Here is an 18,208-nt window from a genome sequence, read left to right on the forward strand (position 1 = left end):
CGATGCATGGCACCGGCTGCGCGAGCGCAGAGCAGGCGCTCGTTCAAGATTCGCTGTTCTTCGGTACCGGCAAGCCCCGCGGTGGCATGGTGACGTCCGCGGAGTGGGCCGAGTTCCTGAAAGGCACCGTCACGCCGCGCTTTCCGCAAGGCCTGACCGTGTCGCCTGCGTCGGGGCAGTGGCGCGGCGCCGATGGCGCGATCGTTCAAGAGGCGTCGCAGCTGCTCCAGCTCGTTCACCCCGACGACGCGGCCAGCGAGCGCGCCGTGCAGGAAGTCATCGCGGCGTACAAGGTGCAGTTCCAGCAAGAGGCTGTGCTGCGCGTCAAGGCAAGGGCCTGCGTATCCTTCTAGACTTGAAAATCGAACTCGTGGAGCGACCGACCATGTGCAGAAACATCAAGACCCTGTTCAACTTCGAACCTCCCGCGACGGATGAAGAGATACGGGCCGCGTCCCTGCAGTTCGTGCGCAAGCTCAGCGGCTTCAACAGCCCGTCCAAGCTCAACCAGGAGGCCTTCGATCGCGCGGTGGAAGACGTGGCGAGCGCGGCCCGCGTCCTGATCGAGTCGCTGGTGACCACCGCCGATCCGCGCGACCGCGAGATCGAGGCAGAACGGGCGCGCGCCAGGTCGGCGAACCGATTCGGGGCGCAGCCATACCGGCCCTTGAAGGAAGCTTCATGAACTTCGGCATCCTGGTCTTCCAGCAAGTCGAGGAGCTCGACTTCGTGGGCCCGTGGGAAATGCTCACCATGTGGAGCCGGCACGCCGACGGCCCGCAGAACTGCCTCATCGTGAGCCAATCGCCCGGGCCCGTCACTTGCGCGAAGGGCTTGTTGATCAACCCGCATGTGTCCTTCGCCGATTGCCCCGTGCTGGACTACCTGCTCGTTCCGGGGGGCCAAGGCACGCGCCGGGAAGTCGGCAACCCCGTGTTCGTCGACTTCGTCGCCGACCAGGCGAAGAACTGCAGGGCCGTGATGTCGGTCTGCACCGGTGCCTTCGTGCTGCACGCGGCGGGCCTGCTTTCGGGCAGGAAGGCAACGACGCACTGGGGCTCCCTGGAGCGCCTGCGCGCGCTCGGCGATGTCGAGGTGCTCGAGCAGCGCTATGTGCAGGACGGCATGGTCTGGACGTCGGCGGGCGTCTCCGCCGGCACCGATCTCATGCTCGCCTTCATCGCTAGCGAAGCCGGCGAAGAGGCCGCCGGCAAGGTGCAGTTCGGCGCGGAGTATTACCCCTCTTCCACCAGGTACGGCGGCTACGAGAATCATGCGCAGGCACCGGCCTACATCAAGAACACGAGAGCCGACCCATGACCGCCCAGCCTCTCCCCTCCGTCGAAGCCGTCCAGCAGATCCTGAACCCGCTGTTCCCGGGCCTGATGGGCGTGCGCATCGTCGCGCTCGAAGCGGAGCGCGTGGTGGCCGAGCTCGCCGTGCGGCCCGATCTCTGCACCACCGGCGGGATCCTGCATGGCGGGGCCTATATGGCTTTCGCCGACACGCTCGGCGCGGTCGGTACCTTCATCAACATGCCGCAGGGCAAACGGACGACGACCACGGACTCCAGCACCAAGTTCATCGGCGGCGCGCGCGCGAACACGACGATCACGGCCGAATGCCTCGCCCTGCACCGGGGGCGGACCACCATGGTGTGGCAGACGACGATCCGCTCCGCCGAAGGCAAGCTGTGCGCCGTCGTCACGCAGACGCAGCTGGTCATGGACGCCTAGCGGCAGAGCTTCATGAAAGGCGCATCCGTCGTCGTGAGATTGCTCGGTCCCGACGAGGCCGAGGTGCTTGCGAACGTGGCGCCGGACGTGTTCGACTTCGACGTGCAGTCGAAGCTTGCCGAGGAGTTCCTGAACGATCCGCGGCACCATCTGGCGGTCGCGCTGGATGGCGAGCAGGTCGTGGGCATGGCTTCCGGCGTCCACTACATCCACCCCGACCAGCGCGCGCAGCTCTTTATCAACGAGGTCGGCGTCGCGCCCAGCCACCAGCGCCGGGGCATCGGCCGCCGGCTGGTCGCGGCATTGCTGTCGCGCGCCAGGGCGCTGGGCTGCACCGAAGCCTGGGTCGCCACGGAGCCGAACAACGAGGCGGCTCGCGGCCTGTACGCGGCGGCGGGCGCCATCGAAGATCCGGAGCCGTTCGTCCTCTACGCTTTTCCGGTGAACCAGAAAGGACCTTGATGCGCACGCTGATCTTCATTGTCGGAGGGTTCGTTCTCATGGCGGCCTGCTTCGGTGCCGTCAAGCTGCTGTCCAACGGCCGCGCCGATGCCATGCGCACGGCGACCATCGTCTTCGCGGCGCTCTGGTTCGTGGTCGCCGCGGTCAACATGTGGGTTGGGGTGGCGAAGGCCGGCTATTCGGTGGCCGAGGAGTTGCCGATCTTTCTGCTGATCTTCGGCCTGCCGGCGGTCGCGGCCGTGCTCCTCAAGTGGAAAGTCTTTTGAGGCTGCCATGAATCAGGAACTCTCCCTTCTCGCGGCCGAACTCGGCATCGATGCGCAGCAGCACGAGCCGCTTCGCCTCGCCTTCGGTCTTGCCTGTGTTCGCCGCATACAGCATTTGCTGGAAGACCCCAGAGCGATCGACGGCGTCTCGGTCCTGGCGGCCTTTGTCGAAGGCCGGTCGGACCGGGCCGCGCTGGTTCAGGCAACGCAGGAGACAGCGGCGGTGGCCAACAGCCATCGCGGCTCCAGCTCGATCGACGGCTCGGCCCATGCGGCGGTCTCCGCGACCTATGCCGTGGCCAAGGCGCTTGCCGGGCGGGCCCTCGAAGCGGCCGGCTATGCTGCCTATGCCTCTGTCTATGCCTACGGCGGCTATGCGGTCAACGATCCGTCGGCCTTCGAAGCCGAGCACACTTGGCAGGTCCAAACACTCAGGGAGCTGGCTCATGCGCGCACCTCGGATTGAGGCGTGCACCATGGAGGTCCACTCATGATTTCACGTCACTGGCGAGGCCTAGCGAAGCCCGCCCAGGCAGATGCCTATGTCGAGCATCTGCGCACCGAGACCTTTCCGGCGCTGAAAACGATCCCCGGCTTCATCAGCGCATCGATACTGCGCCGCTCCCAGGCGCTGGGCGTGGAGTTCCTGGTCGTCACCCGATGGGCATCTCTGGAGTCGATCCACGGCTTCGCCGGGGAAGATGCCGAGGCGGCTGTCGTTCCCCGGGAAGTGCAGGACATGATGGTGGAGTACGACCGCAGCGCTCGCCACTACGAAGTGGTGTTGTGAAGGAGGCAGCATGGACAGCGATCGCTCGACGCGCAGCTTCCGCAGGCGCATCGGAGCAGGGACCTTACCAAGATTGACATCAGCACAAAAGGAGAACTCGTGCCCAATCCCTCTGTACTCGAAGGCGGCTGCCAATGCGGCTCGGTTCGCTACCGCATCACTGGCGATCCGGTGATGGCGGCACTGTGCCATTGCTCGATGTGCCGCCGTGCGAATGCAGCGCCGGCCGTGGCCTGGGCGATGTACCAGGAATCGCAGGTGGCATTCCCCGACGGTGCGCCGGCCCTCTACGAGTCGTCGCCGGGTGCCCGCCGCGGCTTCTGCGCCCGCTGCGGCACGCAGATCAGCTTCACCGCGGACTACATCCCGGGGCTCGTCGACATCACGATCGGGAGCCTGGACGACCCGGGCCAAGTGGCCCCCACGCTCCATTACTGGGAGTCGAAGCGCCTGCCCTGGGTGCACTTCACCGACGCCCTGCCCCGCTACCCGGAGTTTCCGCCCCAGGAGTAGCAGGCGGCACGCTCAATACCGATTGGGGTTGTTCGGCCGGCTGTCGCGGCGATTCGGCACGCCGTCGTTGTCGCGATCGCGGTCGTAGCGGTTGGGTACGCCGTCGCGGTCCCTGTCGCCATAGCCATGGCCTTGATAGCGCGGCGGCGGTCGGCCGCTGTCGTACGGGACGGCCACGCAGCCGGCCAGGGTGGCGGATGCGACGAGCAGTGCGAGCAGTGTTTTCATTTGGTTCTCCTTGAGCTTCGGTCGATCGGGTAGACCCGACGAAGCCATCATCGGCTGCGCCGGTGTCCGGCCGGTATCCGGCTTTCGCCTTTGCGTGAAGCCGGTTACCGGATGTGCTCATCCAAGATGCTCAGTGCGCCGCGCTGCCGCACCGGCACGGGCCCCTGTTCGCGAGTAGGCCCACACCGCTTTCATGCATCGGCGTGCAACTTGCGGCGCTTCGAAAAGCACGGCAGCCGCCGGCTAGGACGCAGCGGCCGGCTGTGGCAAGCTAGCGGCCCCATGCCACGCACCCGAGCCGCCCTGCTGGCGCTGACACTGCTCGCCGCCCTCGCCGGCGAGGCGCAGGCGATTGCCAGCTTCGACGAAGTGCGGCGCGAGTTCCGCCCCTCCGACACCCGGGTGCTCGACCGCCACGGCGAGCTGCTGCAGCGCGTGCGCACCGACCCCCAGGTGCGCCGTGGCCAATGGATCGCGCTCGCCGAGGTGTCGCCGGCGCTGCGCACGGCCATGGTGCTGAGCGAGGACAAGCGCTTCTATGCGCACAGCGGCGTCGACTGGCGCGCGGTTTCGGCCGCGGCCTGGGGCAATGTGTGGAACACGCGCACGCGCGGCGCATCGACCATCACGATGCAGCTCGCGGGCCTGCTGGACGACGATCTGCGCCGCGGCGGCGGCGGGCGCAGCATCACGCAGAAGCTCGGGCAGACCGTGGCGGCGCAACAGCTGGAACGCCACTGGCGCAAGGACCAGATCCTCGAGGCCTACCTCAACAGCGTGCCCTTCCGCGGCGAGATCGTCGGCATCGATGCGCTTTCGCGCACGCTCTTCGGCAAGGCGCCGCACGGGCTCGACGCGCGCGAGGCGGCGGTGGCGGCGGCGCTGGTGCGCGCGCCCAACGCCAGGCCGGCGCTGGTGGCGCAGCGCGCCTGCGAGGTGATGCGGGCGATGGAGGCGGGCGCCAGGGTGGATTGCGAGGCGCTGGACATGTTCACGACCGCGGCTTTGCAGCGCAAGACCTTCGAGGCGAGCGAAGGAATCGCACCGCATCTGGCGCGCCGCGCCCTCACCCCAACCCTCTCCCAGAGGGAGAGGGAGCAGGACGGGATCCGCACGACGCTGCGGGCGCCCTTGCAGCGCTTTGCGCTCGCGACCTTGCAGCGCCACCTGCGCGAACTGCGCGGCCGCAATGTCGAAGACGGCGCGCTGGTGGTGCTCGACAATGCGAGCGGCGAGGTGCTGGCGTGGGTCGGCTCCTCGGGCGAGCTGAGCCGCGCGGCCGAAGTCGACGGCGTGCTCGCGCAGCGCCAGCCGGGCTCCACGCTGAAGCCGCTGCTCTACGCGCAGGCGATTGCCGAGCGGCGGCTCACGGCGGCCTCGCTGCTCGACGACTCCTCGGCGCAAATCAGCACCGCGAGCGGCCTCTACATCCCGCAGAACTACGATCGCCAGTTCAAGGGCCACGTCTCGGTGCGCACCGCGCTGGCGGCCTCGCTCAACGTGCCCGCCGTGCGCACGCTGGTGATGGTGTCGCCGGCCTCCTTTGCACACCAGCTGCGCGCGGCAGGCCTGCCGCTGGCGCAGAACGGCGACTACTACGGCTACAGCCTGGCGCTAGGGAGCGCGGAGGTGTCGCTGCTGGGGTTGACGAATGCGTATCGGACGCTGGCGAATGGGGGAAGGGTTGGGGAGACGCGGTTTCTGGTGGCGCCGATGCCCCCATCCCAGCCTTCCCCCAGAGGGGGAAGGAGCAACACGCCGGCCATCGATCCGCGTGCTGCGTTCATCGTGGGCGACATCCTCAGCGACGTCAATGCGCGTGCCCGCACCTTCGGCCTCGACAGCGTGCTCGGCACGCGCTTCTGGAGCGCGGTGAAGACCGGCACCAGCAAGGACGTGCGCGACAACTGGGCGGTCGGCTGGTCCGAGCGCTACACGGTCGGCGTGTGGGTGGGCAATGCGAGCGGGGCTCCGATGTGGGACGTGAGCGGCACCAGCGGCGCCGCGCCCGTGTGGGCCGAGCTGATGGGCTTTCTGCATCGCCGCGAAGCCAGCCGCGCACCGGCGCCGCCGCCCGGCGTGGTGCGCTCGCGCGTGCGCTTCGGCGACGAGCTCGAAGCGGCGCGCGATGAATGGTTCATCGCAGGCACCGAGCAGTCGCTGTTCGCCATCCCCGGCGCCGCGGCCGAGTCGGCGCCGCGCATCATCGCGCCTTCGGATGGCACCGTCATCGCGCTCGATCCCGACATCCCGCCCCGGCACCAGCGCGTGCGCTTCGAGGCCGAGGGCCGCGGCCTGCAGTGGCGCATCGACGGCAAGCTCTTCGCGCGCGGCAGCAGCGCACAGTGGCTGCCCTGGCCGGGCCGGCACGTGGTGGAGCTGGTCGATGCGCGCGGCCAGGTGCTCGACCAGGTCAAGCTCGAAGTGCGCGGCGCCGGCGTCGTCGCGCGTGTCAAGCGCTGAGACGCGCAGTCGCGCACAATCCGGCGCTTGCCAATCAGCGCTTTGGAGATATCACGATGAAGACACACACCATCGGCCTGATCGTGCCGCCCGCAGCAGGCCTCGTACCGTCCGACGGCCAGGCGCTCTATGGCGGGCGCAATGTGCGCTTCATCGCCCGCGGCCTCGGCATCCCGGGCATCTCGCCCGAGGGCTTCGACACGGTGGTGGACCGCATCCTCGCGCTCGCCGTCGAGCTGCGCGATGCCGGCGCCGAAGCCGTCTCGCTGATGGGCACGTCGCTGAGCTTCTACCGCGGCCTCGAATTCACGGTTGAATTGCGCGACCGCATGCAGGAAGCCACCGGCTTGCCCTGCACGACGATGAGCCATGCGATCGTCGCCAGCCTGCGGCAGCTCGGCATCCGGCGCGTGGCGGTCGCTACCGCCTACATCGACGCGCTCAACGAGCGCCTCGTGGCCTACCTCGCGAGCTGCGGCATCGTGGTCACGCACATCGAGGGCCTCTCGATCACCGGCGTCGAAGCGGTGGGCCAGGTGAGCGCCGAGACGCTGATGGCGCTGGCCGAGCGCACGTTCGCGGCCGACCGCTCGGCCCAAGGCCTGCTGATCTCCTGCGGCGGCCTGCTGACGCTGGACATCCACGTGCCGCTCGAAGAGAAGCTCGGGCTGCCCGTCACCTCGAGTTCGCCGGCCGGTTTCTGGGACCTGATGAAGGTCGCCGGGCTCGACCCCGCCTCGCCGGGCCACGGCCGCTTGTTCGCAGCCGAGCAGGCTCTTGAACGAGCCGCTTGATCTCGCCACGCTGCGCGTGATCGTCGCGGCAGCGGAGCTCGGTTCCATCAGCGCTGCCGGCGACCGGCTGCAGCTTGCCGTGGCCGCCGCCAGCGCGCGCATCACGGCGCTGGAAGAGTCGCTCGGCCTGCGCGTGTTCGAGCGCTCCTCGCGCGGCGTGCGGCTCACGCCCGCCGGCCAGATGCTGGTGCGGCGCGGCCGCGAGCTGCTGGCCGACACCGATCGCCTCTCGGTCGACCTGCACGACTACGCCAAGGGCCTGCAGGGCCATGTGCGCCTGGTCGCCAACACCTCTTCCGTGCTGGAGTTGCTGCCGGCCAAGCTCGACCGCATGATGCGCGAGCATCCGCTGATCCGCATCGACGTCGCCGAGCACGGCAGCCTCGACATCCCGCTGCTGCTGCTCGAGGGCCGGGCCGATCTGGGCATCGTCGACATGGCGCATGCGCCGCACGGCATCAGCCTGCGCGACTGCTTCTCCGATACGCTGGTGCTGGTGGTGCCCGCGGCTCATGCACTCGCCGGCAGCAGCCCGATGGCGCTGGAGGATGCGCTGGCCGAGGATTTCATCGCGCTGCACGACGGCACCGCCCTGTCGAGCCGGCTCGCGACCTCGGCTTCGGTGGCCGGCAAGCCGCTCAAGGTGCGCATGCAGATGCGCAGCTTCGACGCCGTCTGCCGCATGGTCGCGGGCGGCCTGGGCGTGGCCGTGCTGCCGCTGCAGGCGGTGACGCCGCAGCTTGCGAGTCTGCCGCTGGCAACGGTGCCCCTGACCGATGCGTGGGCTGCGCGCACGCACCGCATCGCGCTGCGCGGCGGGATCGAGCCCTCGCCGGCCACGCTTACGCTGATCGAGTTCCTGCTGCGCTGAGTGCCCTCCGGGCAAACCCTCGATTTCGCGGATGCCGAACGCGGGCTTCGCGCGGCGTTCTTGTAGATGCCGCGCCGCGCTTCCTACACTGCGCGCAGCACTGGAGACACACGTTCATGAAGATCACCCGCGTCGCGGCCACGCCCCTGCACCTGCCGATCTCGGTGGAGGTGTCGGGCCGCAGCAAGACCACCTCGCTGTCGCTGTGCCTGGTCGACATCGAAACCGACGAAGGCCTGGTCGGCACCGGCATGACCGCCATCACCGAGGAGGAAGTGGTCGCCTCCGTGGTCAACGACATCGCGGCCCATGCGCTCGCCGGCATGGACCCGATGCGCAACGAGCAGATCTGGGAGCGGCTCTACTGGCTGCTCACGCCGCGCGGCCAGTCCGGCTATGCGAGCCATGCCATCGCGGCGCTCGATCTCGCGCTGTGGGACTTGAAGGGCAAGGCGCTGGGCCAGCCCTGCTGGCGCCTGCTGGGCGGCGCACGCGCGGAGGTGCCCGTGTACGCGACCTTCGGCTTCGCCTTCTTCGAGCGCGACGAGCTCGCCGCGGCGGCGCAGGGGTGGGTCGAGCGCGGCTTCAAGCGGCTGAAGATGACGGTCGGCCACCACGGCCTCGCCCGGCGCGACGAGCCGCGGCCGCTCGACGCGCTGATCGCCGAGGACGTGCAGCGCATCCGCGCGGTGCGCGAAGCGGTCGGCCCCGAGGTGCAGATCTACATCGACGCCAACTGCAGCCTGGACTACTTCCATGCGCTCTCGCTCGCGCAGCGCATCGAGGAATACGACATCAGCTTCTTTGAGGAGCCGGTGTCGCAGAACGATATTCCCAACCTCGTGAAGCTGCGCGCCAAGACGTCCATTCCGCTCGCCGCCGGTCAGAACGAGGGCCAGGCGAGCCGCTTCCGCGACATGTTGGTGGCGCAGGCGGTCGACGTGGTGCAGCCCAATGCCTGCATCAGCGGCGGCTTCACCCAGTGCGCGCGCATCGCCGGCATGGCTTCCGCCTTCAACACGCGCTTCGCCAACGGCGGCGCCTGGCCGCACCACAACATGCACCTGCACGCGGGCCTCGCCAACGGCTCGCTGGTCGAATACCACTCGGTGGCGGTGGACTGCTGCAGGATGGTGTTCGACGACCTGCCGGTGCCCAGCAATGGCGTGCTGGCGCCACCCGAGCGGCCCGGCCTCGGGTTCTCGCCGAACCGCGAGAGGGTGGCGGAGCTCGCGAAGCGGCCCGGCTCCCGCGGCGCCGGCAAAGCCTGAAATGACGCGCTCCCCCAGGCTTGCCCACTTCGTGTGGCTCGCCCCCCTCACCGGGGCAACACCGACGGCCCGGCAAAGCCGGTTCCGTGGTGTTCCTGGAAGGGGCTGCGCGTTTCATGCGTGGCGGAAGGGGCGCTATCGAGCATTGAGATGCAACAGCACACCGCAACGATTTCCGGAGACAAGACGATGAACACGATCACCCCCACGCGCCGCGCCGCCCTGCTCGCATTCGGCGCCACGCTGCTGGCCGGCCATGCCGGGCTCGCCGGCGCCCAGACCTATCCCGATCGCCCGATTCGCCTGCTGGTCGGCTACTCCGCCGGCGGCGGCGTCGATGCCATGGCGCGGCTGGTTGCGCCGCGCCTGTCGGCGCTGCTCGGCCAGCAGGTGGTGGTGGAGAACCGCGCCGGTGCGGCCGGCGTGATCGCGGGCGACGCGGTGGCCAAGGCCGCGCCCGACGGCTACACGCTGCTGCTCGGCGACAGCTCGACGCTGATCGCGAAGTACATGCAGGCCAAGCTCACATTCGATCCGATCAAGAGCTTCGTGCCGGTGGCCGGCCTCTTCAAGTCGCCGCTCCTGATCGTGGCCGGCAACGACTTCCCCGCCAAGACGCCGCGCGAGTTGGTGGCGGCGCTGAAGGCCAAGCCCGGCTTCTATTCCTTCGCGACCTCCGGCGTCGGCACCGTGCAGCACCTGGGCTTCGAGATGATGAAGGGCCAGTCGGGCACCTTCGCGCTGCACATTCCCTACCGCGGTGCCGCGCAGATCGTGCCCGACGTGATCAGCGGCCAGGTGCCGCTCGGCGTGGTCAGCGCGACCGCGGGCATGGCGCAGGCCAAGGCCGGCAAGCTGCGCGCGCTGGCGATGATGAGCAACGACAAGCTTCCCGGCGCGGAAGACATCGCGGCGCTGTCGACGGCGGTGCCCGGCGTCGACGTGGCGCCGCGGCTCTTCCTGCTGGCGCCGGCCGGCACGCCGAACGCGATCGTGGAGCGGCTGGGCGAGGCAGCGCGCACCGTGATGAGCGCACCCGACCTGCACCGGGCGGCGGCGCTGCAGGGCGCGGTGCCGGACTACATGCCGTCCGCGGCGCTGGCCACCGCCCTGGCGCAGGAATCGGCGCGCTGGGGCAAGCTGATCAGCGAGCAGAAGATCGCGACGCAGTGACCGTCATCACCCACATCGAGGACCTGCGCGTCCTGGCGCAGAAGCGCGTGCCGCGGATGTTCTACGACTACGTGGATTCCGGCTCGTGGACCGAAGGCACCTACCGCGCCAACACGGCGGACTTCGACCGCATCAAGCTGCGCCAGCGCGTGGCGGTGAACATCGAGCAGCGCAGCACGCGCACGACGATGGTGGGCATCGACGTGGCGATGCCGGTGGCCATCGCGCCGACCGGCATGACGGGCATGCAGCGCGCCGACGGCGAGATCCTGGCGGCGAAGGCGGCCGAGAAGTTCGGCATTCCGTTCACGCTCTCGACCATGAGCATCTGCTCGATCGAGGACATTGCCGCGGCGACGCGCCGGCCCTTTTGGTTCCAGCTCTACGTGATGCGCGACCGCGATTTCATGGCGCGCCTGATCGACCGCGCCAAGGCCGCTCGATGCTCGGCCCTGGTGCTCACGCTGGACCTGCAGATCATCGGCCAGCGGCACAAGGACCTGCGCAACGGCCTCTCGGTGCCGCCGAAGCTGAGCCTGCGCAACCTCGCCGACATGGTGAGCAAGCCGCGCTGGTGCCTGGGCATGCTGGCCACGAAGCGGCGCAACTTCGGCAACGTGTTCGGCCACGTCAAGGGCATCGAGACCATGCGTTCGCTCGCCGAGTGGACCAACAAGCAGTTCGATCCGCGGCTCTCGTGGGCCGACATCGAATGGATCCGAAAGCGTTGGGGCGGCAAGCTGATCCTGAAGGGCATCCAGGATGCCGAAGATGCGCAGCTGGCCGTCGCCTCGGGCGCCGATGCGCTGATCGTCTCGAACCACGGCGGGCGCCAGCTCGACGGCGCGCCTTCTTCCATCTCGGCGCTGCCGGCGATCGCCGAAGCGGTTGGCCACAAGATCGAGTTGCACATGGACGGCGGCATCCGCAGCGGACAAGACGTGCTGAAGGCACGGGCCCTCGGCGCCAAGGGCGTCTACATTGGCCGCTCGATGCTGTACGGGCTGGGCGCGATGGGCGAGGCGGGGGTGACGCGGGCCTTGCAGATCATCCATCGGGAGCTGGATCTCACGATGGCGTTCTGCGGGCATACCGATGTCGAGAAGATCGATGCCGAGGTGGTGCGGGTGTAGGCCTCCTACGCAGGCTTGGGTCATTGGCGCACCCCGACGTGGGACATTCCATACAAGAGTCCTTCGGATCCGACTTTCCGAGCGAAATCCGCCATCATGTCTGCCTTGTCGCCTTCCATCGAGATCCAAAACTTGGCTGACCTCGGCAAACCCCTCAACCTCGGCGCGATCGCGAACGTGGACTACCGCCTGATGGTGGATTCGATCGTGGACTACGCGATCTACTTCCTCGATCCCAACGGCATCGTGCTCAGCTGGAACAAGGGGGCGAAGGAACTCAAGGGTTACGAGGCCGACGAGGTGATCGGGCGCCACTTCTCGATGTTCTATCCGCCGGAGCTTCTGGACAAGGGCTGGCCGCAGCACGAGCTCGAGGTCGCGAACGAGGTGGGGAAGTTCGAGGACGAGGGGTGGCGGCTCCGCAAGGACGGAACCCGCTTCTGGGCCAGCATCGTCATCACCCGGCTGACGGCACCGGACGGGTCGCTGCGCGGCTTTTCGAAGATCACCCGCGACCTGACGGAACGCCAAAAACAGCAAGACCTGCTTCGTGCCAGCGAAGAGCGCTTCCGCTTGATTGTGGATGGCGTCAAGGATTACGCGATCTTCATGCTCGATCCCAGTGGCTACGTCGTGAGCTGGAACACCGGTGCCAGGGCCACCAAGGGATACGAAGCGGGAGAAATCATCGGCAGGCATTTCTCGGTCTTCTATCCGCCCGATGTGGCCGCGACGGGCTTCCCCGACAAGGAGCTCGAAGTCGCGCGCGAAGTCGGAAGATACGAGGACGAAGGCTGGCGGGTGAGAAAGGACGGCAGCAGGTTCTGGGCCAGCGTCGTGATCACCGCGCTCTTCGACTCGACCGGCCGCCATCGGGGGTTCGCCAAGGTCACGCGCGACCTGACCGAGCGCCGGCGTGCGTCCCTTCTCGAGGACGAGGGTCGCCGCATCACGACCTTCCTGGCGATGCTGGGGCATGAGCTGCGCAACCCGCTCGCGCCGATCGCCAACGCGCTGGCGATCATCGAGCATCCGAATGCGGAACCCGGGACGCTGAAGAGAATGAGCGGCCTCATCTCGCGTCAGCTCAAGCAGATGACGCGGCTGGTCGACGACCTGCTCGATGTCGGGCGCATCACGAGCGGCAAGATCCATCTCGACGCCAAGCCGGTGAAGCTCTCCGAGGTGATCGCAGAAGCGGTCGAGGCGGTGAAGCCGCTGGCTGACGCCAAACAGCACGCGCTCACGCTCGACATGTCCGGCGAGGCGCTGTGGATCAGCGGCGACCGCGCCCGCATGATCCAGGTGGTCTGCAATCTGCTGAACAATGCGGTCAAGTTCACGCCGGGCGGCGGGCACATCGGGGTCAGCCTGCGGTCGGCCGGCAGCGATGCCGAGATCAGCGTGCGCGATGACGGGCCGGGCATCAAGCCCGAGCAGCTGCCCCGGATCTTCATGCTATTCACCCAGGGCGACCAGGACGCTTCGCGCTCGCAGGGCGGCCTGGGCCTGGGGCTCACGCTGGTGCAGCAACTCGTGGCGCTCCATGGCGGCGAGGTGAGCGCATTCAGCACCGGCGTGCCGGGCCAGGGAAGCGAATTCGTCATCCACCTGCCGCTCGTCGAGGCCCCTCTGGAGATGCGCAGGGCCGAGGGCCCGGGCGTCCGAAAGCGGATTCTCGTCGTCGACGACAACATGGATGCGGCGGAGACGATGTCCGTCCTGGTCGACAACCTGGGCTACCTCAGCAGCATTGCCTTCGACGGCCCGTCGGCGCTGGCTGCGATCAAGAAGGAACAGCCCGACCTGGTGCTGATGGACATCGGCCTGCCCGGCCTCAGCGGCGTGGAAGTCGCCCAAAGGGTTCGCCGCGAGGTCGCCAACCCTCCGGCCCTGGTCGCGGTCACCGGCTATGGACAAGCGTCGGATCGCGACACCAGTTACGACGCCGGCTTCTATGCGCACCTCACGAAGCCGGTCGATGTGCGCCAGCTGGAAGTCCTGCTCGAACGCCTGCTGGACAGGCCTTGAAGGCGCGCGTCTGCGCGAGTCGGTAGATCTCGCCGGCCGCCTTGGCATGATGATCCTTTCGGTGATGTCGTTGCGGTTCATGCGCATGCTCCTTCGGATATGGCAGATGGCCTGATGCCTCGGAGCAAGCAGCAGGCGTGCCGCGAGTGCACCGCGATAATCGGCACCCAGCGCATCCACGAACAAGGAGACCCCGAGTGCCCGACCTTTCCCGGATCACCTGCATCGAAGACCTGCGAGTGATCGCCAAAGAGCGCGTGCCGCGCATGTTCTACGACTATGCCGACTCCGGCTCCTGGACTGAAGGCACCTACCGCGCGAACGAAAGCGACTTCCAGAAGATCAAGCTGCGCCAGCGCGTCGCGGTCAACATGGAAGCCCGCTCGACGACGAGTACCATGATCGGCCAGGAGGTCGCGATGCCGGTGGCCATCGCTCCCACGGGGCTGACCGGCATGCAGCACGCGGACGGCGAGATCCTCGGCGCGCGCGCGGCCAAGGCCTTCGGCATCCCGTTCACGCTCTCGACCATGAGTATCTGCTCGCTGGAAGACATCGCCGAGCACACCGACCGCCACCCCTTCTGGTTCCAGCTCTACGTGATGCGCGACCGCGACTTCATCGAGCGGCTCATCGAGCGCGCGCGCGCCGCCAACGTTTCGGCGCTGCAGCTCACGCTGGACCTGCAGATCCTCGGCCAGCGGCACAAGGACATCAAGAACGGCCTGACCGCGCCGCCCAAGCCGACGCTCACCAACCTGATGGACCTGGCGACCAAGCCGCGCTGGTGCATGGGCATGCTTGGCACCAAGCGCCGCACCTTCGGCAACATCGCGGGCCATGCCAAGGGGGTGAAGGACCTGTCGTCGCTCTCGTCCTGGACGGCCGAACAGTTCGACCCGACGCTGAGCTGGGCCGACGTCGAGTGGATCAAGAAGCTCTGGGGCGGCAAGCTGATCCTCAAGGGCGTGATGGACGTGGAAGATGCGCGCCTTGCAGCGTCCAGCGGCGCGGATGCGCTGATCGTCTCGAACCACGGCGGGCGCCAGCTCGACGGCGCCCCCTCCTCCATCGAGGCGCTGCCTGCAATCGCCGAGGCGGTGGGCACCGAGATCGAGGTCTGGATGGACGGCGGCATTCGAAGCGGGCAGGACGTGCTGAAGGCGCGCGCGCTCGGCGCCCGCGGCACGCTGATCGGGCGCAGCTTCCTTTACGGCCTGGGGGCCTTCGGCGAGCCCGGCGTGACGCGTGCGCTGCAGATCATCCAGCGCGAACTCGATCTCACGATGGCGTTTTGCGGCCGCACGCAGATCGACGAGGTGGATTCGAGCATCCTGCTGCCAGGCACCTTCTGAGTCATTCCTCGGCTTGCCAGAGGTCCGGATAGCGCGACACGAAGCCCTCCGGCGTAACGATGAGCATCGCCGCATAGTCGAAGTGCGGTGACTGGTACCAGTAGTCGGTGTCGCTGCGGCGCTCGTAGGTCTGGGCCAGCGGCGTCAGGCTGTCGCCGTCGACGTCGACCCAGGCCACCGGCACCTGGGCGCTCTCGCCGGTCTTCAGGTTCAGGCGGCGCAGCTGCAGCAGGTTGGTGGCCGGCGTAAAACCCAGGTCCAGGTCGGTGCAGTGGGCCAGGCCCGGCGCCACCTGGTCGTTGAGGGACCACTCGCCGTTGCTGCGGCGCGCAATCGCGAAGTCGATGGCCGCCGAGCCGATCCAGCCGCGTACGCGGCCCCATTGCGCATGCCACGCGCTGTCGCAATGCACGCGATAGTCCAACCGCACGGGCCGGCCGTCCTCGTTGCGGAACACCGCGGCGCCGTCGAGCTGCCACCCGTTGCCGTGCTTCTCGAGACGGCAGGCATCATGGCCGGGCAGGTCGAGCCGGCGCCAGAACATGGTGGCAACGATTTGCATGGCCATGATGATGTCATCGATGCCCCTCGCGCACCAGCACCCGCGTCGAAGCGTTCAAAATCCGTACCGTGACAGCCGCCCCGATCCGCCGCATTGCCCACCTCGACATGGACGCGTTCTACGCCTCGGTGGAGCTGCTTCGCTATCCGCAGCTCAAGGGATTGCCGGTCGTGATCGGAGGCGGGCGTCGCAAGGTGGACGAGGCGATCCGCAACCTGCCCGCGGGCGGCACGCTGGCCGACATTCCGGTCGAGTCCTTTCCGCTGCTCAAGGACTACGCCGGCCGCGGCGTGATCACGACTGCGACCTATCCGGCCCGCCAGTTCGGCGTCGGCTCGGCAATGGGACTCATGAAGGCGGCGAAGCTGTGTCCGCAGGCGCTGATCCTGCCGGTTGACTTCGACGAGTACCGCAAGTACTCGCGCAGGTTCAAGCAGGTGATCACCGAGATCGCGCCGGTGATGGAGGACCGTGGCGTCGACGAGGTCTACATCGACTTCACAGAGGTGGCGGGCGGCCAGCGCGAAGGCGGCCGCGCGCTGGCGCGGCTGATCCAGCGCTCGATCTTCGACGCCACCGGGCTCACCTGCTCTATCGGCATCGCGCCCAACAAGCTGCTGGCCAAGATGGCGAGCGAATTCGACAAGCCCAACGGTATCTCCGTGGTGTTCGAGAGCGACCTGCAAACGCGCATCTGGCCGCTGCCCTGTCGCAAGGTCAACGGCATCGGGCCCAAGGCCGACGAGAAGCTGCAGCGTTTCGGCATCCGCACCATCGGCGAGCTCGCGGCCAGGGAACGCGACTGGCTTGTCGAGAACTTCGGCAAGGCCACCGGCGCCTGGATGCACGAGGTGGCATGGGGTCGCGACGAGCGGTCCGTGGTGACCGAGAGCGAGCCGGTGTCGATGAGCCGCGAGACCACCTTCGATCGCGACCTGCAGGCAGTGCGCGACCGCGCCGAGTTGGGCGCGATCTTCACGCACCTGTGCGAGAAGCTGGCAGAGGATCTTCAGCGCAAGGGCTACGTCGGCAAGACCATCGGCATCAAGCTGCGCTATGACGACTTCAAGATCGCCACGCGTGACCAGACCATCGACCACTTCACCGCCGACGCGAAGACCATCCGGCGGACGGCCGGACTGTGCCTCAAGCGCGTGCCGCTCGATCGGCCGCTGCGGCTGCTGGGTGTCCGCGTGGGCGCGCTGGTGAAGGCGGGCAGTGCCGAGGCTTCTGCGGCCGACCCGCCTCCAAGGGCGGCGCCCCGGTCGCGTGGCCGGGCCGATGCGGTGGCTACCGCCTCGCTGTTCTAGGCCCACAGCGGTCAGTTTCCGAGCTTGATCACGTGCGTGATCGCGGCGTCCTACAGTCGCGCACGGCGCGCGCCACCACGTTCGAGCGCATCCTTGATGCAGGCTCTTTGCGCTCCATTTCGCAAAGCCCTCATGTCCGCCGCTGCAAGCCATCGCCCCGTTCCGCTCGCCAACGGTCTGGTCTATGTCAACCCAGAGATGCCTGGTCTGAGCCGGGTGAAGCACGGCAACAGCTTTCGATACCGCGACGCCAAGGGCCAGTGGCTGCGCGACGTCGACGAGATCTCGCGCATACGGCAGCTGGCCATTCCGCCCGCATACACGGATGTCTGGATCTGCCCGCTGCCGAACGGACATCTGCAAGCCACCGGGCTCGACGCGCGCGGGCGCAAGCAGTACCGATACCACGTCGAATGGCGGGTCATGAAGGACGAGACAAAGTTCGAGCGGCTCGAGGCCTTCGGCCGCGCGCTGCCGAGGATTCGCGCCCGCGTCGCGCGCGACCTGCAGCCAGCCAGTAAAAGAAAGACGCTGGATCGCGAGCTGGTGCTGGCCACGCTGGTGCGGCTGCTCGACACCACCTTTCTGCGCGTAGGCAACGAGGAATATGCGAGCAGCAACGGCTCCTACGGCCTCACCACCTTGCGCAACAAGCACGCCGAAGTCCGCGGCGCCTCGCTCAAGCTGCGCTTCCGGGGAAAAAGTGGCGTGCTGCACGAGGCGAGGCTTGACGATCCGCGGGTGGCCAGGGTGGTCCGCCGCTGCCAGCAGCTGCCGGGGCAGGAGCTGTTCCAGTACCAGGACGAGGACCGCACACCGCGCATCCTCTCGTCGACCGATGTCAACGACTACCTGCGCGAGGCCGCCGGCGACAATTTCACGGCGAAGGATTTCCGGACCTGGCACGGCACCGTGCAGGCGCTCGAACTGACACGGCTGGCCTGTTCTGACGTCGATCCGGCGGATGCCTCACCCACCATGCGCTACAACGCGAAGGAGATTCTGAGCGTCGTGGCCAAGCAGCTCGGCAATACGCCGGCAGTCTGCAAGAAGGCCTATGTGCATCCGGCCGTTCTGGCGCTCGGCTCAAAACTGGCAGGCGATTCGGGCGCCATGAACGACATCTGGCAGGAGATTGCCGGCAGGTCAAAAAGTGTGCGCCGACTTCACTCTGCTGAGGCGCGGCTACTGGCGTTCCTGCATCGGCATCGACTGGAGGCAAGGCGCGCGCAGAAGGCCGCGCGAGGCAC

At 67.8% G+C, this 18,208-nt stretch carries 21 protein-coding genes; 19 read left to right on the forward strand and 2 right to left on the reverse strand.

Annotated features, from left to right (window positions below; genetic code table 11):
* Nucleotides 1-2 precede the first annotated feature (2 nt).
* From EJI01_RS26605 to EJI01_RS26645, 9 genes are all read left to right on the forward strand, one after another.
* A complete protein-coding gene (locus tag EJI01_RS26605; RefSeq protein ID WP_185879077.1) occupies nt 3-353 on the forward strand; it encodes a DUF3574 domain-containing protein in 351 nt (116 codons plus the stop codon).
* A 32-nt stretch (nt 354-385) separates the two neighbouring features.
* On the forward strand, nt 386-685 hold the full coding sequence (locus tag EJI01_RS26610) for a DUF2277 domain-containing protein (RefSeq protein WP_126840142.1): 300 nt from the start codon (nt 386-388) through the stop codon (nt 683-685).
* Nucleotides 682-1,320, forward strand: a complete 639-nt coding sequence (locus EJI01_RS26615; protein ID WP_126840126.1) for a DJ-1/PfpI family protein — start codon at nt 682-684, stop codon at nt 1,318-1,320. The genes EJI01_RS26610 and EJI01_RS26615 overlap by 4 nt, the downstream gene beginning before the upstream one ends.
* A complete protein-coding gene (locus EJI01_RS26620) occupies nt 1,317-1,736 on the forward strand; it encodes a PaaI family thioesterase (RefSeq protein ID WP_126840127.1) in 420 nt (139 codons plus the stop codon). Before EJI01_RS26615 ends, EJI01_RS26620 begins: the two co-directional genes overlap by 4 nt.
* A gap of 12 nt (nt 1,737-1,748) precedes the next feature.
* Nucleotides 1,749-2,198 carry a GNAT family N-acetyltransferase gene (locus EJI01_RS26625; protein WP_126840128.1) on the forward strand — a complete coding sequence of 150 codons (450 nt, stop codon included), beginning with the start codon at nt 1,749-1,751 and terminating at the stop codon, nt 2,196-2,198.
* The gene (locus EJI01_RS26630; RefSeq protein WP_126840129.1) at nt 2,198-2,464 is read left to right on the forward strand and encodes a hypothetical protein; all 267 of its coding nucleotides are present in this window, start codon (nt 2,198-2,200) and stop codon (nt 2,462-2,464) included. Before EJI01_RS26625 ends, EJI01_RS26630 begins: the two co-directional genes overlap by 1 nt.
* Nucleotides 2,465-2,471: 7 nt before the next feature.
* Nucleotides 2,472-2,930: a hypothetical protein gene (locus EJI01_RS26635; RefSeq protein ID WP_126840130.1), complete on the forward strand. Its 459-nt coding sequence runs from the start codon at nt 2,472-2,474 to the stop codon at nt 2,928-2,930.
* Between the two features lie 24 nt (nt 2,931-2,954).
* Nucleotides 2,955-3,254, forward strand: coding sequence for an antibiotic biosynthesis monooxygenase family protein (locus tag EJI01_RS26640; protein ID WP_126840131.1), 300 nt, complete (start codon nt 2,955-2,957; stop codon nt 3,252-3,254).
* Between the two features lie 99 nt (nt 3,255-3,353).
* Complete coding sequence (locus tag EJI01_RS26645; protein ID WP_221885723.1) at nt 3,354-3,767, forward strand: GFA family protein; 414 nt, start codon at nt 3,354-3,356, stop codon at nt 3,765-3,767.
* Between the two features lie 12 nt (nt 3,768-3,779).
* On the opposite strand, the gene EJI01_RS26650 is transcribed toward EJI01_RS26645, so the two are convergent.
* Nucleotides 3,780-3,995: a thrombospondin type 3 repeat-containing protein gene (locus EJI01_RS26650; protein ID WP_126840132.1), complete on the reverse strand. Its 216-nt coding sequence runs from the start codon at nt 3,993-3,995 to the stop codon at nt 3,780-3,782.
* A 282-nt stretch (nt 3,996-4,277) separates the two neighbouring features.
* Here EJI01_RS26650 and pbpC point away from each other — a divergent pair, with 282 nt between their 5' ends.
* The 8 genes from pbpC to EJI01_RS26690 all read left to right on the forward strand — a co-directional run bounded on the left by pbpC (nt 4,278) and on the right by EJI01_RS26690 (nt 15,086).
* A complete protein-coding gene (gene pbpC / locus EJI01_RS26655; RefSeq protein ID WP_126840133.1) occupies nt 4,278-6,458 on the forward strand; it encodes a penicillin-binding protein 1C in 2,181 nt (726 codons plus the stop codon).
* Nucleotides 6,459-6,514: 56 nt separating this feature from the next.
* On the forward strand, nt 6,515-7,252 hold the full coding sequence (locus EJI01_RS26660) for an arylmalonate decarboxylase (protein ID WP_126840134.1): 738 nt from the start codon (nt 6,515-6,517) through the stop codon (nt 7,250-7,252).
* Nucleotides 7,236-8,123 (forward strand): LysR substrate-binding domain-containing protein, encoded by an 888-nt coding sequence (locus tag EJI01_RS26665; protein WP_126840135.1) that lies wholly within the window; start codon nt 7,236-7,238, stop codon nt 8,121-8,123. Before EJI01_RS26660 ends, EJI01_RS26665 begins: the two co-directional genes overlap by 17 nt.
* A 116-nt stretch (nt 8,124-8,239) precedes the next feature.
* Nucleotides 8,240-9,394: a mandelate racemase/muconate lactonizing enzyme family protein gene (locus tag EJI01_RS26670; protein WP_126840136.1), complete on the forward strand. Its 1,155-nt coding sequence runs from the start codon at nt 8,240-8,242 to the stop codon at nt 9,392-9,394.
* A gap of 189 nt (nt 9,395-9,583) precedes the next feature.
* The gene (locus tag EJI01_RS26675; protein WP_126840137.1) at nt 9,584-10,567 is read left to right on the forward strand and encodes a Bug family tripartite tricarboxylate transporter substrate binding protein; all 984 of its coding nucleotides are present in this window, start codon (nt 9,584-9,586) and stop codon (nt 10,565-10,567) included.
* Nucleotides 10,564-11,700: an alpha-hydroxy acid oxidase gene (locus tag EJI01_RS26680; protein WP_126840138.1), complete on the forward strand. Its 1,137-nt coding sequence runs from the start codon at nt 10,564-10,566 to the stop codon at nt 11,698-11,700. Before EJI01_RS26675 ends, EJI01_RS26680 begins: the two co-directional genes overlap by 4 nt.
* A 132-nt stretch (nt 11,701-11,832) precedes the next feature.
* Nucleotides 11,833-13,731: a PAS domain S-box protein gene (locus EJI01_RS26685; protein ID WP_260602697.1), complete on the forward strand. Its 1,899-nt coding sequence runs from the start codon at nt 11,833-11,835 to the stop codon at nt 13,729-13,731.
* Nucleotides 13,732-13,928: 197 nt separating this feature from the next.
* Complete coding sequence (locus tag EJI01_RS26690) at nt 13,929-15,086, forward strand: alpha-hydroxy acid oxidase (protein ID WP_126840139.1); 1,158 nt, start codon at nt 13,929-13,931, stop codon at nt 15,084-15,086.
* Nucleotide 15,087: 1 nt separating this feature from the next.
* On the opposite strand, the gene EJI01_RS26695 is transcribed toward EJI01_RS26690, so the two are convergent.
* A complete protein-coding gene (locus EJI01_RS26695; protein ID WP_126840140.1) occupies nt 15,088-15,648 on the reverse strand; it encodes a putative glycolipid-binding domain-containing protein in 561 nt (186 codons plus the stop codon).
* Between the two features lie 107 nt (nt 15,649-15,755).
* Here EJI01_RS26695 and EJI01_RS26700 point away from each other — a divergent pair, with 107 nt between their 5' ends.
* On the forward strand, nt 15,756-16,958 hold the full coding sequence (locus tag EJI01_RS26700) for a Y-family DNA polymerase (protein ID WP_126840145.1): 1,203 nt from the start codon (nt 15,756-15,758) through the stop codon (nt 16,956-16,958).
* Between the two features lie 132 nt (nt 16,959-17,090).
* Nucleotides 17,091-18,208 (forward strand): DNA topoisomerase IB (locus EJI01_RS26705; protein ID WP_260602698.1); only part of this gene is annotated, 1,118 nt, incomplete at its 3' end.

The sequence above is a fragment of the Variovorax sp. MHTC-1 genome, assembly GCF_003984645.1.
In the GTDB taxonomy this organism is placed as follows: domain Bacteria; phylum Pseudomonadota; class Gammaproteobacteria; order Burkholderiales; family Burkholderiaceae_C; genus Variovorax.

What these genes read in the sequence shown, in the direction of transcription:
- EJI01_RS26700 (WP_126840145.1), top strand. Translation starts at nt 15,756, where the DNA reads ATGGACGCGTTCTACGCCTCGGTGGAGCTGCTTCGCTATCCGCAGCTC.
- pbpC (WP_126840133.1), top strand. Translation starts at nt 4,278, where the DNA reads ATGCCACGCACCCGAGCCGCCCTGCTGGCGCTGACACTGCTCGCCGCC.
- EJI01_RS26615 (WP_126840126.1), top strand. Translation starts at nt 682, where the DNA reads ATGAACTTCGGCATCCTGGTCTTCCAGCAAGTCGAGGAGCTCGACTTC.
- EJI01_RS26675 (WP_126840137.1), top strand. Translation starts at nt 9,584, where the DNA reads ATGAACACGATCACCCCCACGCGCCGCGCCGCCCTGCTCGCATTCGGC.
- EJI01_RS26660 (WP_126840134.1), top strand. Translation starts at nt 6,515, where the DNA reads ATGAAGACACACACCATCGGCCTGATCGTGCCGCCCGCAGCAGGCCTC.
- EJI01_RS26610 (WP_126840142.1), top strand. Translation starts at nt 386, where the DNA reads ATGTGCAGAAACATCAAGACCCTGTTCAACTTCGAACCTCCCGCGACG.
- EJI01_RS26640 (WP_126840131.1), top strand. Translation starts at nt 2,955, where the DNA reads ATGATTTCACGTCACTGGCGAGGCCTAGCGAAGCCCGCCCAGGCAGAT.
- EJI01_RS26635 (WP_126840130.1), top strand. Translation starts at nt 2,472, where the DNA reads ATGAATCAGGAACTCTCCCTTCTCGCGGCCGAACTCGGCATCGATGCG.
- EJI01_RS26695 (WP_126840140.1), bottom strand. Translation starts at nt 15,648, where the DNA reads ATGCAAATCGTTGCCACCATGTTCTGGCGCCGGCTCGACCTGCCCGGC.
- EJI01_RS26670 (WP_126840136.1), top strand. Translation starts at nt 8,240, where the DNA reads ATGAAGATCACCCGCGTCGCGGCCACGCCCCTGCACCTGCCGATCTCG.
- EJI01_RS26625 (WP_126840128.1), top strand. Translation starts at nt 1,749, where the DNA reads ATGAAAGGCGCATCCGTCGTCGTGAGATTGCTCGGTCCCGACGAGGCC.
- EJI01_RS26630 (WP_126840129.1), top strand. Translation starts at nt 2,198, where the DNA reads ATGCGCACGCTGATCTTCATTGTCGGAGGGTTCGTTCTCATGGCGGCC.
- EJI01_RS26605 (WP_185879077.1), top strand. Translation starts at nt 3, where the DNA reads ATGCATGGCACCGGCTGCGCGAGCGCAGAGCAGGCGCTCGTTCAAGAT.
- EJI01_RS26620 (WP_126840127.1), top strand. Translation starts at nt 1,317, where the DNA reads ATGACCGCCCAGCCTCTCCCCTCCGTCGAAGCCGTCCAGCAGATCCTG.
- EJI01_RS26650 (WP_126840132.1), bottom strand. Translation starts at nt 3,995, where the DNA reads ATGAAAACACTGCTCGCACTGCTCGTCGCATCCGCCACCCTGGCCGGC.